The 16,223-nt window shown below is 31.1% G+C and carries 13 protein-coding genes and 1 pseudogene; 1 reads left to right on the top strand and 13 read right to left on the bottom strand.

The annotated features are described in order from the left end of the window. Positions 1-155: 155 nt before the first annotated feature. From P8K68_RS07870 to P8K68_RS07920, 11 genes are all read right to left on the bottom strand, one after another. The gene (locus P8K68_RS07870) at positions 156-2,144 is read right to left on the bottom strand and encodes a DUF349 domain-containing protein (protein ID WP_300249257.1); all 1,989 of its coding nucleotides are present in this window, start codon (positions 2,142-2,144) and stop codon (positions 156-158) included. A gap of 101 nt (positions 2,145-2,245) precedes the next feature. Then, positions 2,246-2,986: a shikimate dehydrogenase gene (locus P8K68_RS07875; RefSeq protein ID WP_300249259.1), complete on the bottom strand. Its 741-nt coding sequence runs from the start codon at positions 2,984-2,986 to the stop codon at positions 2,246-2,248. Further along, positions 2,983-3,999, bottom strand: a complete 1,017-nt coding sequence (locus P8K68_RS07880) for a DUF368 domain-containing protein (protein WP_300249261.1) — start codon at positions 3,997-3,999, stop codon at positions 2,983-2,985. The genes P8K68_RS07875 and P8K68_RS07880 overlap by 4 nt, the downstream gene beginning before the upstream one ends. A 1-nt stretch (position 4,000) precedes the next feature. After that, complete coding sequence (locus tag P8K68_RS07885; RefSeq protein ID WP_300249264.1) at positions 4,001-4,918, bottom strand: DUF368 domain-containing protein; 918 nt, start codon at positions 4,916-4,918, stop codon at positions 4,001-4,003. A gap of 239 nt (positions 4,919-5,157) precedes the next feature. Continuing rightward, positions 5,158-6,537 carry a tetratricopeptide repeat protein gene (locus tag P8K68_RS07890; protein WP_300249267.1) on the bottom strand — a complete coding sequence of 460 codons (1,380 nt, stop codon included), beginning with the start codon at positions 6,535-6,537 and terminating at the stop codon, positions 5,158-5,160. Between the two features lie 156 nt (positions 6,538-6,693). Beyond that, positions 6,694-7,878 (bottom strand): aspartate aminotransferase family protein, encoded by a 1,185-nt coding sequence (locus P8K68_RS07895; RefSeq protein WP_300249270.1) that lies wholly within the window; start codon positions 7,876-7,878, stop codon positions 6,694-6,696. A 6-nt stretch (positions 7,879-7,884) separates the two neighbouring features. Further along, positions 7,885-10,101 carry an OstA-like protein gene (locus P8K68_RS07900; protein WP_300249273.1) on the bottom strand — a complete coding sequence of 739 codons (2,217 nt, stop codon included), beginning with the start codon at positions 10,099-10,101 and terminating at the stop codon, positions 7,885-7,887. 112 nt (positions 10,102-10,213) lie between these two features. Continuing rightward, positions 10,214-11,488 (bottom strand): adenylosuccinate synthase, encoded by a 1,275-nt coding sequence (locus P8K68_RS07905; RefSeq protein WP_300249276.1) that lies wholly within the window; start codon positions 11,486-11,488, stop codon positions 10,214-10,216. Between the two features lie 8 nt (positions 11,489-11,496). Then, a complete protein-coding gene (locus tag P8K68_RS07910; RefSeq protein WP_300249279.1) occupies positions 11,497-11,955 on the bottom strand; it encodes a transcriptional repressor in 459 nt (152 codons plus the stop codon). A 25-nt stretch (positions 11,956-11,980) separates the two neighbouring features. After that, positions 11,981-14,206 (bottom strand): RelA/SpoT family protein, encoded by a 2,226-nt coding sequence (locus P8K68_RS07915; RefSeq protein ID WP_300249282.1) that lies wholly within the window; start codon positions 14,204-14,206, stop codon positions 11,981-11,983. Between the two features lie 56 nt (positions 14,207-14,262). Next, a complete protein-coding gene (locus P8K68_RS07920; RefSeq protein ID WP_300249285.1) occupies positions 14,263-14,850 on the bottom strand; it encodes a non-canonical purine NTP diphosphatase in 588 nt (195 codons plus the stop codon). Positions 14,851-15,020: 170 nt separating this feature from the next. Here P8K68_RS07920 and raiA point away from each other — a divergent pair, with 170 nt between their 5' ends. Beyond that, positions 15,021-15,320 (top strand): ribosome-associated translation inhibitor RaiA, encoded by a 300-nt coding sequence (raiA, locus tag P8K68_RS07925; RefSeq protein WP_300249288.1) that lies wholly within the window; start codon positions 15,021-15,023, stop codon positions 15,318-15,320. Between the two features lie 236 nt (positions 15,321-15,556). On the opposite strand, the gene rlmH is transcribed toward raiA, so the two are convergent. Both rlmH and P8K68_RS07935 read right to left on the bottom strand, forming a co-directional pair. Then, positions 15,557-16,030, bottom strand: a complete 474-nt coding sequence (rlmH, locus tag P8K68_RS07930; RefSeq protein ID WP_300249290.1) for a 23S rRNA (pseudouridine(1915)-N(3))-methyltransferase RlmH — start codon at positions 16,028-16,030, stop codon at positions 15,557-15,559. Positions 16,031-16,104: 74 nt separating this feature from the next. Next, positions 16,105-16,223, bottom strand: a pseudogene (locus tag P8K68_RS07935) (IS1595 family transposase); the annotation flags it as partial.

Raw genomic sequence — 16,223 nt, forward strand, 5'->3', positions numbered from 1 at the left:
ACTAAAAAATGGATAATGCCTGTTAGAAATTGGGGAATTATACTCAACCAATTTTTAGCTATATTTGAAAACAGGATTAAACTATAAATAATTTAACCCTGAAATTTTGAACTTACACACTTTTTAGGATAGTGTCTTTATTATAAGTAAAATTTTCAATAAAGTGCTTTAATCTTTTTTAACTTTTCTTTCAATACTATTAAAGAATCCTTGTGTTCTTTTATATTATTATGCACCTCTTTTACCAAAGGATTATCTTCATCAACATTAGTAAAGAATTGTAAATTGTTCTCAAGTTGATTGATTTGTCCTTTTACTTCATCAATTTTCTTACGAATAAAACTGCGTTCATTGTCTAAATTCCTGTTATCATCAGAAGTATTTAAACTATCTAACTTATTTTCATACTTAATCATTTCAGCTTCAGTTTTATCAACTTTCAAACTTGTTAACAAACTATCAATAGTTTTTTGAAATTTACCATCAATATAACGTTTATCACTTGGCACACGACCTAAAGTTTGCCATTGCTTGATACGTTCTTTAATAGTTTTAACCCCTTCTTTTTTGTCTTTAGGGAGTTCTAAATCTTTTAAGCTTTTTAAGAAATCATTTTTTTTGTTGTAAGCTTCAACTTGTTCTTCGCTAGCTGCATTTCTTTTAGCATGTATTCTATCAAAATAACTATTACAAGCCGCTTTAAAACGCTTCCAAATTTTATCACTGTCTTTTCTAGGAACATGACCAATTTTTTTCCAATCCCCTTGAATTTTTTTCATCAAAGGTGTAACTGTTTCAAAGTCGTCACTGTCTTTGTTGTCTTCAGCAATTTGTATTAAATCTAATTTAAGTTGTAGATTTTTATATTGATCTTTTTTAAGGTCTTTATAAAAGGCATTCTTTTTTCTGTTGAATAACCGAACTGCATTTTTAAATTTAGCCCAAGTGTCTTCATTAACTTTAATAGGTACTTTTCCAGCGCTAAAAAAGGCTTCTCTAAGTGCTTCAACAGTTTTTATTTTCTTTTGTAACGAACTATGAGAGTTAGTATCTTGTGCAGCAATTTCTTCAATTCTTGAAATAATATCAAGTTTCAATTCAAGGTTTTTTTCGTAGATTTTATCTATTTCTTTGTAATAGAATTGGCGTTTTTCATTAATTGTTTTTGTAGCAGCTTTGAAGCGTTCCCAAATACTTTCGCGATGCTCCCTTGGAACGGGACCAAGTTCTTCTTTCCACATTTTATGAAGTTCTTGAAGCTCTCTAAAAGCCCGCATAGCATCATCGTCTTTTGCTAATTCTTCAGCACGTTCAATAATTAATAATTTCTTTTCTAGATTATGCTTAAAATCTAAGTCGCGTAAATCTCTATTGATATTTAAAAAATCATAGAATATCTCTACATGGTGGTGGTAGCTATTCCATGCATTGTTGTACTTATCTCGAGGAATTGGACCAGTATTCCGCCAACGTTCTTGTAATTCTTTAAAGTGCTTATAGGTTGTATTAATATTTTCTTCAACATTAATCAAGCCTTTTAGTTCTTCAATAATTTCAAGTTTATCGGCTAAATTTTGTTTTAAGTTTTGCTCTAAGTTTTGGTAATGTGTATTAACTTTTTTTCGGTAGGCTTTGTAAGCTTCTTTATATCTTTTTTGAACCGGAGATGAGTAATAAAAATCTATTTCGTTTCCACCATCATTGATGAAATCTTCTTTTTTCTCATCAATTAATGCCTGAAATTTTGTCTTAAATTCCGAATTAATTTGATCAACATGAGATTTAATAGCTTGCACCTTTTCTTTCTCTACAAGCTTTTCTAACTCTATTGCTAAAGCTTCTAAAGACATGGTGTCATAAGCTTTCACCTCAATAGTGTGCCTGTCTTTATTGCCTTCGTCTTCGGCATCCTCGGCGTTAGATTCTTCTATTTCATTTATAACTTCATCGTTTTCTACTGATGCTTCAGGTGTCTCAACATGTTCTTCTGCTATAACTTTATCTTTTTCGGTAGATTCATCAATCGTTTCTGCATCAGTAGAAGTCTCTTCTGCATTTTGATTGTTGTTTATTGGTGTGGAATTATTATGAGAATTTAATTCTTCAGTTCCGTCTACTTCTTGAGGGTTGTTAATATCAGACATTTTAAAAATGTTAAGGTTCGCAAAATTACTTTCGACTTTAAAGATACTAACAAGTAAAGTATTTACAAAGTACAATAAGATTTTAATTGTACTAGACCCTTTTATTTAATATTCCAGATAGACCAAGCTTTTTCTGCTTGAAGTCTTAACATGTTTAATCCGTTTATTATTGTGGCTTTATTTTGCTTACCATTATTCAAAAATTTAGTTTCTTCTGGATTGTATATTAAATCAAATAGAATATGATTTTTATTTATGGCAGTGTAAGGAATATTTGGACATTCTTCAATATTTGGAAATGTTCCTAAAGGTGTGCAATTAATAATAATTTGGTGTTCAGATATATCGTTTTCTGTTAAGGTATCATAAGAAAAACCAATGCCTTTTGTTAGTTTTCTAGACACATATTGGTAAGTGATCCCCATCTCTTTAAGCGTGTAAGCAACTGCTTTACTAGCACCTCCAGTGCCTAAAATTAATGCCTTTTTATGCTGTGATTTTACAAAGGGCTTAAGCGTATTTTTAAACCCGTAGCAATCTGTATTATAGCCAACTAATTTTCCTTTTTTTGTTATTTTAATAGTGTTTACAGCTCCAATTGCCTTTGCTTTTTTGTTGATTTTATCAAGATAAGGAATCACTTCTTCTTTATAAGGTATAGTAACGTTAAGCCCTTTTATACCTTTAGTATTTTTTATAATTGAAGGAAATAAATCAATACTTTCAATATCGAAATTTTCATAAGATGTGTTCTCAATACCTTCGTCTTCAAATTTCTTTTTGAAATATGATTTTGAAAAAGAATAAGAAATATTTTTACCTAGTAGACCTAACTTGTTCATGTTACTTTTCTTGTTTTTTGTCCGTACCATTCTAATGCCAAAACTATCGCAATACCGAGGATAATGAAACCAATAGCGTAATATGTTTCGGTGTTTAATTCTGGAATGAAACGCTGATAATTTTCAATGACTTTTTCTCCTCTGGAATCTAATAGAAAGCTTCCTGTTTCGTCTAATTTATAAATAGTCTCTTTCCAAGGCCATACAACGCCTAATGACCCTATAATAAATCCTATAATTGCTGATAGCGTAATACTTTTATAATGCTTTAAAATGTAGCTTAACACATGAGAAAATGTAACTAAACCTGTTACAGAACCTAAAGTAAAAACGGCTAAAACTTTTAGCATTCTTATCCGTTCTGAGTTGTTAATAAAACTAAAATCGCCATTGATGATTTCAAAAAAGGTGTCGTATAATGCATTTACAGAATCTACTAAAAGTAAAACATAATTTCCAAGAAGAATAAGAATAAATGATCCTGAAAACCCGGGTAAGGTCATTCCTGAAACACTAATTATTCCACAGAAAAAAACAAACAAAAGGTTATCATTTTCTTTTGCAGGATTTAAAAAACTAATACTAATACCCAGTAATATACCTAAGGCTAGAGACGTATACGTTTTATAATCCCAATCTTTAAAATCCTTATTGATGTAATAAATAGAGCCAATAATCATTCCGAAGAAAACACTCCAAATAAAAAGTTCATAATGTTTTATTAGATAATCTAAAACCTTGGATATACTAAAATAACTTACAAGCATTCCTAAGAAAAGTAAGCTTAAAAATCGTCCGTTTATATAGTTATAAAAACTTTTAAAACGCCCATTGAAAAGTAATTTAAAGGCTTTTTTATTTACTTTTCTGAGTGAGTAAATAAATTCTTCATAAAAACCAGCAACAAAGGCAACAACACCTCCAGATACTCCGGGCACTTTATTGGCAGCACCCATACCTAATCCTTTTAAGATTAGAAAAAGTTTGTCGGTAAGTGTCCTGGTGCTTTCCATTCTATTTTTTTGACCCTAAGCGTTCAAGAATAAAAATAGTTAAAAACCCTAAAATCATTAAGATTAAAGCGAACATAAATTGGTTGTTTCCTTCAAATGAAAAAGGAGACATACTTTCTTGAAGTAAAGGCGTTTTTATGCCTTTAGAATTTGTGTGCCAAGTTAAGGTGTTTTTCCACGGCCAAACTTTATTTAGCGATCCGAAAATGAATCCTGTTAATAACGCTAATGTAATATTATGATAGTTTTTGAAAAGCCATTTTAATACATGACTAAAACTAAGTAACCCAACTAAAGCGCCTGTTCCGAAAATTATAATTTTCTTGATATCAATATCATGAATAGCATCACTTAATGTTTTGTATGCTCCAAGAATAATTAGAATAAAAGAGCCTGAAATACCAGGTAATATCATAGCGCAAATGGCAATAGCACCAGCAAAAAACAGAAACCAAGGATTTTCATTTGTTCCTAATGCGGCTAATTGACTGATATAAAAAGCAATCCCAGCACCTACGATTAAAGCAATTATGGAGGCAAGATTCCATTTAGTGATTTGTTTTCCAACAAAATAAATACTTGCTACTATGAGTCCAAAAAAGAACGCCCAAATTAAAATAGGATGATGTTCGAGTAAGTATTTGGCAAGTTTCATAAACGATACAAAACTGATTATAATCCCTGAAAGAAGTGCTAATAAAAAATTGCCATTTGCTTGTTTCCAAAAGGTGTTTAATCCTTTGCTAAAAAGTGTTTTAAAAAGGGATGCATTTACATTACTGATGGTGTTTATTAGTTCTTCATAAATACCAGAAATAAAAGCTATTGTTCCACCAGAAACTCCAGGTACTGCATCTGCTGCACCCATGGCTAATCCTTTAAACGATATGACTAAATAATCTTTGAGACGTCTTTGCATGCTTTGTTTTTTAGCGAATTTCAAAGGTATGCATTTGGTCACTAAAAAAAAATTGAAATAACACCATCTCTTATTTAATATACTTGTGGTAAATACCTTTTTAACTTTCTATATCAACATAAAAAGAAACCGAAACTAAGAATCTAATTTTCTGTTTCGTATAAAGAGAAAAAATCATGATTTTATTTTAAGTAATTTCAAATAAGAAATTGAGTCAGAAGAAAACCCTACTTGCAGATTTATTTAAGGATTTTTTTTACAATTAGTTCCTTCGAAACTTTAGGGAAAAGTTCTTCAATTATAAACGCGTAATCTTGATTGTGTTTGAAACCATTTTTAAGATAAAAAGTGCCTTTATCCAATTCTTTTATGGTAAAATATAAACCAGCTAGTCGATATTCTAATTCAGCATTCTCAGGGTAAAATTCAATAGCTTGTTCAAAATTAAATATGGCAGCTTTTGGTTCTCCTAATTGAATTAATAAATCCCCACGAGACAACCAAGTGTTTAATTCGTAGTTACCTAATTCTATGGTTTTTTTATAACCACGTTCAGACTCTTCATAAAACTTTAGTCGCTGATTTATTTGAGCGTATAACTTCCAATAAATCACGTTTTCAGAATCTATATTTATAGCTTTATTTATAAAAAATAATGCTTTTTGATAATCTCCTTTTTTATTATAAAATTTAGTGATAGCAATCCATCCTTTATCTAATTGCGGATCTTCATGAACTGTCCTATCATAATATTGAAGTGCTAAATCGTAATTTTTTAGTTTTTCATAACAACACCCAATACGTAACAATGCAAAAGAGGAAGGTTCGTCTAACTGTAGTGAAATGGTGTAATTTTCAATAGCATCTTCATAGCGTTTAAGTTGCTCTAAAACTTTACCACGCTCTAAGTACGCGCCAACAAACGTATCATCTGATATGATAGCAAAATCATAAGAGGTTAATGCTTTTTCATAATCATTTAAACTGAAATATTGCTTACCTAATTGATGCCATGCGACTTCGCAATATGGGTTTTTATCTAAAAATTCATTTAAGTAAGTAATAGCTTCCTCACTTTGTTTCAAAAACTCAAAGCAGTATATAACATTGTAAAGTGCAGAATAATCATTTATGTCTTCATCTAAACACTTCATGAAGAATATTTTTGCATGTTCAAATTGGTCTAAGAATAAGTATTCCATACCAATAAGTGAATATAAGTCTACAACATCATCAGTAAGTTCTAAAGCTTGTTTAAGTACTTCTATAGCTTGCTCATGATTATCTTTTTTAGAAAACACATTAGCCTTCTGAATGTATATTTCTTCGTTTTTAGAGTCTAGTGTATATAACTCGTCTAAGAGTTTGTCTGCTTCGAAAAGTTTATCTTCAAAAACAAAAATTTCTACTTTAAAAAGCCTTAAATTGATAGAAGTTGGGTGCTGATCTAAACCTAGTTTAATCGCTTTTTTAGCTAAGGCTATCTTCCCTTGGTTTAGGTAATGGTGAATGATATTTTCGAATTCTTCAGAATCGAAGAACAAAACATGATTCGTTTTTAACATCGATTCAAACTTGGTAAGAGGCAAATTGTTGTTGTCGTTATGACCAAACTCCATAAGCACATTTGTAAGTTTCTACAAAAATAAATTTAAGCTTCTATTTCCTTTTTTGTAGGAGTTTCAATAAATGTTTTTAACAAAGTAATCAACATTTACTTTGCTTGAGGTAATTTTTAAGGCTTATGTGTTGAATAGTAAAGTGTTAAGCGTAGGTTAGCAATCTTGTATTTCGTCTAAAACATCAATTATAATTTGACATCCTTTAGTGATTTCATCGTTTGAGATGGTTAAAGGTGGTGTAATTCTGACTGCTTTAGGTTCAAAAAGAAGCCAAAAAAGGATTAAGCCTTGCTCTTGACACTTTAAAATCAATAAATTTGTTACTTCTGCAGATGGCGTAATAAACGCAAGCATTAAACCTTTTCCTCTAACTTCTTTAATAAGCGGATGCACCAAAAGGGTTCTAAAAAGTTGTTCTTTTTTTAAAGCTTCCTGTATTAAATTACTTTCTGTAATTTCTTTTAATGTGGCTAGGGCAGAAGCAGCAATAACTGGGTGTCCCCCAAAAGTAGTAATGTGTCCTAATTTGGGGTGGTCTTGTAGTAAATCCATTAATTCACCAGAAGCAGTAAACGCACCAATAGGCATACCGCCTCCTAAGCCTTTACCAGTTACTACAACATCTGGAACACAGTTATAATTCTCAAACCCAAAAAGTTTTCCAGTTCTTCCTATCCCAGGTTGTATTTCATCTAATATTAAAAGTGCTCCAACTTTATTACACTGTTTTTGTACTTTTTCTAAATAACCATTTTTAGGCTCAATAAAACCAGCCCCACCTTGTATAGTCTCTAGAATGACACATGCTGTTTTATTTGTTATTTTTTCAATGTCTTTATTACTATTGAAATTTATAAACTTTACATCTGGTAAAAGTGGTCTGAATGCTTGTTTGCGTTCTTCATAACCCATAACACTCATCGCGCCCATCGTACTTCCATGATAGGCTTTGTTGGCTGCTATAATTTCGCTGCGCCCAGTAGCTCGTTTTGCTAGCTTTAATGCGCCCTCAATAGCCTCAGTTCCAGAGTTTGTTAAGTATGTTTTTTCTAATGATTTAGGTAAGTTTTTAGCTAATAGCTTTGTGAGTTCTATAGCTGGTTTTTGAATATATTCTCCATAAACCATAACATGCATATAACTATCTAGTTGTGATTTAATGGCATGAATTACTTTTGGATGATTGTGCCCTAAAGGACAAGCTGAAACTCCAGCTACAAAATCTAAATATGGTTTGTTATTCGAATCGAATATGTAAGACCCTTTAGCGTGAGATATTTCCATGGCTAGAGGGTGAGGTGTTGTTTGTGCCTGATATTTAAAAAAATCTGACTTCATTTACAATTATTCTCTTGGAACTGGTTTTTCTAGAATGGGTTTAGGTTTATTTTGATTGATTACTTTATTTTTTTCTTTTACTAAATCAGGAGATGGATTGGGTTTAGTAATTTTTATCACTTCAGCGCCCCATGAATAAAGTTTGTCAGTTGATTGAATACTACTTAATACACATCTTATTTTACTACCATCATTTTCTTTTGTTGCTTCAATTTGATATTTTTCCCAATTGTTAGTTAACTTAACAATTAAACTATTATACCTGGTATAATCGTTTCCTACTTCTTGTAACATCAATTTTGTTTCTCCATCGCCTTTAAGCCAAATAGTAAACTTAAAACCGCCATGAATTTTATCAATGACTTGAACTATATATCCGTTTGTATCACCTGTACCAGTAATTTGATCAGCTTCTAATTTACCATTAGGAGCAGCTACAGTATTAGGTGTTATGTTTAATGCGCTCTTTTCCCATTTCGGATTATCAAATTCATTTTCAAAAAGAATTAAATTATCCTCTTTATTATTTTTAAACTTATAGATTCTTTTTGAAGCATTAATTCGTTCATTTAATGACTCATCGAAAAACGCTTCTTGAGGAACATAATCTTCTAAACCTTTAATTATTGGTAACTCTAGAGGTGGGTCGTCTTTAAATAAATCTTCAACACTTTTTGGACGCTCTTCTTCTCGCCAGTCAAAACCTTTTAGAAATTTCTCTTTTTCAGGGAATTTAGATTCTGGAAATAGGTTTCCGTCTATTTGGTTATATCGTGTGTATTCATCTATATCTCCGTTATCAAATAAAATGGAGATACTTCCAGATTTAGACTTATCGATACCTATCAATTCTTGTTCGTCATTTCTGGCATAGAAAATAGATTGCGCATTTTTAGTTACATCAACTTGTCTTAATTGATTTTCTTCATTAAATAAACCTACTAATCGTTTACCATTTATTTGATTGTATCCGTTTTTACTGATTGTATCTCTGCTAATGATAAAGGCGTTTTCAAAAACGAGAAGCGAGTCAATTTTTTCTGTTTCGTTATTGGATAGTAAATGAATCGTATCACCAGTCATTTGATTTTCTAAATTCCAAAGAATAGGTTTTCGTTTTACTGAAAATTTATCTCCTGAAGTTAAACTAGGGATATTTAATAATTTAGTGACGCCTGTTTTTTGATCAGAATGAATAGAATCTGATTTCCCACTTAAATCCGTTTTGAATATTTTAGCATTGTAATATGCCTTGATAATTCGATTCTCTGGTTTGCCAGTAACCATAATTTTATCTGCATGTATATAAACAGAATCTTGCTCTTGAACGGTTATAGCTAAAGCGCGTTTAATAATAAATACAGAGTCTTTTTCCTTAAAAACTTCAGCATAATGTCCTTTTATAATGCTTTTATTTATGGTATCTGTAACTGTTATATTGTTGGTCGCTGACGCAAAACTTTTATTATTATCAAAATATAAACTATCGCCTTCAATGATTCTATTGTCGTAATCTATTTTAGACTTTTTAAGCGCATACCCAACTTTGTTTTCAGTATCATAAAATCCTTTTTCACAATACGTTTTGCTAGTTTCTGTAGTTATTGTTGAAGGGCCAAACAGGTAAGCATATCCTGTATCAGAATAAAAATCAAAATAATTTGAATTAATAGTAGATTCATCACTTACTAAAACTACATCTTCAACAAATTGGTATTTTTTAATATCCATATAATACCTACCTATTTTGCTGGTAATAGTTCCAGAAGAATCTTTTACTACTTTACCGCCACTTTTATAAAATGCCTGTTGTCTTGTTCTATCTAAATATAAGGTATCTGAAGAAATTGTAGAATTTGGGTCTTTCATAACCACATCGCCACTAGCAAAGGCTAATTCTGTTAAGCCACTATATTCTATATATTTTGACGACATATTAATAGTATCACCTTGTTTTAATATCACATTCCCATAGGCTTCAATAAAGTTTTCTTTACTATAATGAATGGCTTTATCACACCACATATTTGCACCACCGTGTTCTATATGAACTTGTTGCGCATCATCTCGCGTTAAGATTTTTGCACCAGGGTAATTAGCTTCATCAATCGTTAGCTTACCAGCATATTCAATTTTAATTTTCTTTTCGGATTGGGCGTGTAATCCAATTTTTGATACAAAACCAAATAACAGAATAAAAAATAAAGCTTGTAGTTTGTTCAAAATATAAATTGTTTGTCGCAAAAATAACGATTAATATGATGTTTTATGATATTGAAACAAAAAACGCTCCAAAATGTTTTGGAGCGTTTTCATAGTATTAATTTTTTTAATATTACTTTCTAAAAATTGTCTGTTTTCTATCAGGCCCTACAGAAACTATAGTAATAGGGATTTCTAATTCTTTTTCTAAAAATGCGATATACTCATTAAGTGCTTTTGGCATTTGAGAAGCTTCAGACATTTCTGTTAAATCTTCTTGCCATCCACTAAATTCAGAGTAGATAGGTGCTACGTTTTCAGGTTCAATATTATATGGTAAATGCGTAATAATCTCATCTTTATAGTTGTAAGCGGTACACACTTTTAACGTTTTAAAACCAGAAAGTACGTCGCCTTTCATCATCATAAGTTGTGTAACACCATTTACTTGACAAGCATATTTTAAGGCTATTAAGTCTAACCATCCGCAACGTCTTGGGCGTCCAGTAGTGGCACCAAATTCGTTACCAACTTTGGCCATAGTTGCTCCATCTTCATCAAACAACTCTGTTGGAAAAGGACCAGACCCCACACGTGTAGTATACGCTTTAAAAATACCAAAGACTTCACCAATTTGGCCAGGAGCCACACCTAATCCAGTACAAGCACCAGCAGCTGTTGTGTTGCTTGATGTTACAAATGGGTAGGTTCCAAAATCAATATCTAATAAAGACCCTTGCGCGCCTTCAGCTAAAATAGTCTTTCCAGATTTTTGAGCTTGATAAATATATTCCTCAGAATCTATAAACTTTAAAGATTTTAAAACTTCTACAGCCTTAAAAAATTCAGTTTCTAATTCTTTTAAATCATATTCAATTTCTACATTGTAAAAAGCAATCATAGATTCGTGCTTGTCAGCTAAAGCTCTATATTTTTCTTTCCAATCGCTTAGTTCTAAATCTCCAACACGAATACCATTTCGTCCAGTTTTATCCATGTAAGTTGGTCCAATACCTTTTAGAGTAGAACCAATTTTTGCTTTTCCTTTTGATGCTTCACTTGCAGCATCAAGGAGCCTATGTGTTGGTAAGATAATATGTGCTTTTCTAGAAATCATTAACGATTTTCTGTAATCAACATTTTGTTCTTCTAATTTATCAAGTTCTCCTTTAAAAATTACAGGGTCTATAACGACGCCGTTTCCTACTAAATTTGTAGCATCATCATGAAAAATTCCTGAGGGGATGGTGTGTAATACATGTTTTCGTCCATTAAAAACTAAAGTGTGCCCCGCATTTGGACCACCTTGAAAACGTGCAATAATATTGTAGTTTGAAGTTAGTACGTCAACAATTTTCCCTTTGCCTTCGTCTCCCCATTGTAGTCCTAGTAGTAAATCTACTGCCATTGTAAAAATTAGTTATTAGTTGTTGATTTTCTATTTCCGTAAAAATAGAGTGAATGGTTATTAATTTCGATATCGAAAACTTCTTCGATAGTTTTTTTTATAGATTGAATTCTAGGGTCGCAAAACTCTATAACTTCACCTGTATCAGTAAGAATTACATGATCGTGCTGTCTATCAAAATAAGATTTTTCGTAATGTGCTTGATTTTTTCCAAATTGATGTTTTCTAACCAATTTACAATCCAAAAGTAATTCGATAGTATTGTAAAGTGTTGCACGAGATACACGATACTTTTTATTTTTCATGTTAAGATATAGGGATTCTATATCGAAATGATCTGTATTGTTGTAGATTTCTTGAAGTATGGCATAACGTTCGGGGGTTTTTCGATGCCCGTTGCTTTCTAAAAAGCTAGTAAAAACGCTTTTAACGATGTCTTGATTTTTTGAATCTGCCTTTCCGTCCATAATTTCGTCGCAAATTTACACTTTTTTATACTCTTCTTACCTTATCAATACCATTAATTTTTTTAAGTTTTTCTAAAAGCTTTCTAATAATAGTATTATTCTTAACAACTACATTAATTTTACCAGAAAAAAGGCCATCGTTACTTTCAAAACTTATACTTTTCATATTTACATGCATATTTTCTGAAACAATGTTAGTAATATCATTGACTAAACCAATATGATCAATTCCTGTTAATTCAATTTTAACTAAAAACTCTTGCTGTGAAGAATCTATCCACTTCGCAGACATGATTCTATAAGCGTAATTAGATTGTAAACTAACAGCATTAGGACAGTTTTTTTTGTGCACTTTAATGCCTTCATTTACAGTTAAAAACCCAAATACTTTATCTCCAGGAATTGGGTTGCAACAATTAGATAATTTGTAATCTAGTTTTTCTTCTTCTTTTTTAAAAACAAGTGAATCGTACTTTAGGGTAACTTCTTGCTTTTCTATGTCCTCTTTTGTTACAGAAGGCTTTCTTGTGATTTTATTCTTGATATAACTCATTAAAGCGCTACTTCTTGAAGCAGCATAGCTTTTTAACATCTTATTATCAATAGAGCCCAGGCCAATTCTATAGAATAAATCTAAACTTGTTTTAAGCTTGAAATAATTAACCATTTCATTAATGGTGTTTTCATCAAGGGTAATTTTTAATTGTTTTAACTTACGTCGAAGAATCTCTTTGCCATCTTCACCAATTCGTTTTTTATCTTCTTTTAAAGCCGATTTAATTTTGCTTCTTGCACGTGCTGTTGTTGCATAATCTAACCAGTTGGGGTTTGGTTTTATATTTTGACCAGTTAATATATCAACTTGGTCGCCACTTTTTAATTCATGACTTAATGGCTCTAATTTGCCGTTTACTTTGGCGCCTCGCGTTTTCATGCCTATTTCAGTATGAATACTAAAAGCAAAATCTAATGCTGTTGCCCCTTTAGGTAGAGATTTTAAATCCCCACCGGGAGTAAAAACAAATATTTCTTTAGAATAGAGGTTTAACTTGAATTGTTCCACAAAATCAACGGCATTCATATCGTGATTTTCAAGCGTTTCTTGTAGTCTATTAATCCAACTTTCTAAATTATCTTCTTTTTCATTGCCTTGTTTATATTTATAGTGAGCAGCATAGCCTTTTTCGGCAATTTCATGCATGCGTTCACTTCGTATTTGAACTTCTACCCAACGTCCTTTAGGTCCCATTACAGTAATATGTAACGCTTCATAACCTGTAGATTTTGGCGAAGAAATCCAATCTCTTAAGCGAATAGGATTTGGTCTAAAATGATCTGTTACAATAGAGTAAATTTTCCAAGCTATAAATTTTTCATTTTGTGGGTCTGAATCGCATTTGTAAATGATTCGAATTGCAAATTTGTCATAAACTTCATCAAAAGAAACACCTTGATTAATTATTTTTTTTCGAATGGAAAAGATTGATTTTGGCCTGCCTTTTATTGTGTACCTGAGATTCTCTTTGTCTAATGAATTTTTTATAACATCACTAAATTGTTCAATGTATTGGTCTTGTTCTTCTTTACTGTCTTTTATTTTATCAAAAATCTCTTTGTAAACATCTGGTTCAGTATATTTTAAACCTAAATCTTCAAGTTCAGTTTTAATATTATACAATCCAATTCTATGTGCTAAAGGCGCATAAATATATAGGGTTTCAGATGCAATTTTGATTTGTTTATCAGCACGCATCGAGTCCATAGTTTGCATGTTATGAAGGCGGTCTGCAATTTTGATAATAATAACTCTTACATCATCATTAAGCGTTAATAGCATTTTACGGAAGTTCTCTGCTTGCAAAGAGACATCCATATCTTGTTCTTTACTTAAAGAAGATATTTTTGTGAGTCCATCAACGATAGTAGCAATAGTTTTGCCGAATTTTTTTTCAATGTCCTTAATTTCATAGTCCGGACTATCTTCAACAACATCATGAAGCAGAGCAGCAGCAATAGAGGTAGCATCTAAACCAATTTCTTTGGCTACAATTTTAGCCACAGCCAAAGGATGAAAAATATAAGCTTCTCCAGATTTTCTACGTTGGTTTTTATGGCCGTCTAGCGCCACTTCAAAAGCACTACGAATAAGCTTTTTGTCAGTATCAGAAAGTGCTGTGTAACTAACTTTTAATAACTGTTTGTAGGCTTTGGCAATAGCTGCATTTTCTTTTTCTATAGCTTCCTCTGTCATAGATTAAAAGTAACATAAAGAATACTAACAGCCAACCCCAAATTTGTTTTTTTTAACTAAATTTTCGGTTCAATAGAATTTAAAAAATCGACTAGTTTAGTAATGGCTTTTCCACGATGACCTATCTTGTTTTTTAAGCTTAAATCCATTTCAGCAAATGTTTTATTAAACCCTTTAGGTTTAAAAATAGGATCGTAACCAAAACCACCTTCTCCTTGTTTAGTTTTAGTAATGGCGCCTTCGCAAATTCCTGTAAACGTTTTTAACTTATTATTTAAATGTAGTGCGACTACGGTTTTAAACCGGGCTTCTCTATAAGGTTTATTTTTTAGGTTTTCAAGAATTTTGTTCATATTATCATGTGCATCACGCTGCTTACCAGCATACCGAGCAGAATATACTCCAGGGGCACCATTTAAAGCTTCAACCTCCAAACCTGTGTCATCAGCAAAACAATCATAACCATAATGTGCTTTTATGTATTCGGCCTTTTGAGTGGCATTACCTTCAATAGTTTCTTGTGTTTCTGGTACATCTTCAAAGCAACCAATATCTTTTAAACTTAGTAGTTTGATGTTTGAAGGAATTAAAGATTGAACTTCTTTAATTTTATTTAGATTGTTGGTAGCGAAAACAAGTTGCATATATTGAATTTTTATAATTTCAAAAATACTATTAATTGATTTTAAATTGAATAACGTGTGTTTGTTTTTTAAAATAAAAATTTAGCATCATTTTATGATTTTTGTTTTTAAAAGTTATTTAAAAAACTTGTATATTGGAGTTGAATTTAAACATTAAAAAGAGAACGATTATGACAGTAAACATTCAGTATGTAGGTGTAGATGTTAGTGAAACACTTTCAGCTTTCGCAGAGGAAAAATTAGAAAAATTATCTAACAAGTATGAGTTTTTGATTAGTGCTTCTGTACATTTCAAACAAGATGAAAAAGATCATAATAACGGAAAAATTTGTAATATTGAATTGAGCTTACCAGGACCTAGGATTTTTGCTACTTCGAATGAACGTAATTTTGAAGTATCTGTTAGAGAAACAATTAGTGATTTAGAACGCCAGCTCAAAAAACGTAAAGAAGTTTATAAGACACATTAAAAAAATAACGGAAGACTGAAGATAGTTTACCGAAGATAAAAAGATAGTTAAAATTTAGTTTTAGCTATCTTTTTTTGAGTGAATTCTAAAAAAAATATTTTGGTTAGACGCTAAGTGGTGCAAAAAAAGCAGTAAAGCTAATATACATCTTAGAGTAAATTGAATACTGTGACTGAGACTAAAAACTTCTTACAAGTAAGAGTAAGCAACGCCTACTGATTACTGCGACTGACAACTTATCTATGGTGATAAGGTTCATTTCTTAAAATAGTGAAGCCTCTATAAAGTTGTTCAATAAAAAATAAGCGAATCATCTGATGGGAAAATGTCATACTTGATAATGATACTTTCCCATTTGCATTTTTATAAACTGCTTCAGAAAAACCATAAGGACCACCAATAACAAAAACAAGTTGCTTTATTCCAGAATTCATGTGTTTTTGTAGATAAGATGAAAACGCAACAGAATCAAATTGTTTTCCGTCTTCATCTAACAATATTAAAACATCTGAATTGCTTATCTTATTCAAAATTAGCTCACCTTCTCTCTGTTTTTGCTGTACTTCACTTAAATTCTTGGAGTTTTTTATGTCTGGAATAATCTCTAAAATGAATTTAATATAGAAGCCCAAACGCTTTTTATAATCATCAATTAACAACGTAAGTTGTTTGTTATCAGTCTTGCCAATAGTAATTAATTTTATAGTCATAAAAGCAAAATTACTATTTCGTATTTATGAATAATGCATTTAAATAAGAAAAAATTTTGAATATCCGTTATAAGTCATAATCCTGTGATATTAGCAATAACAAGCCTATCGAAGAGTTGGTCTCCAAAATATCTACGATTTAGTTTATAGACGAATTCATTTAAGTATAATTGGAGATATTTTCCTTTAATTT

This window comes from Algibacter sp. (genome assembly GCF_029245835.1).
Taxonomy (GTDB): Bacteria; Bacteroidota; Bacteroidia; order Flavobacteriales; family Flavobacteriaceae; genus Algibacter_B.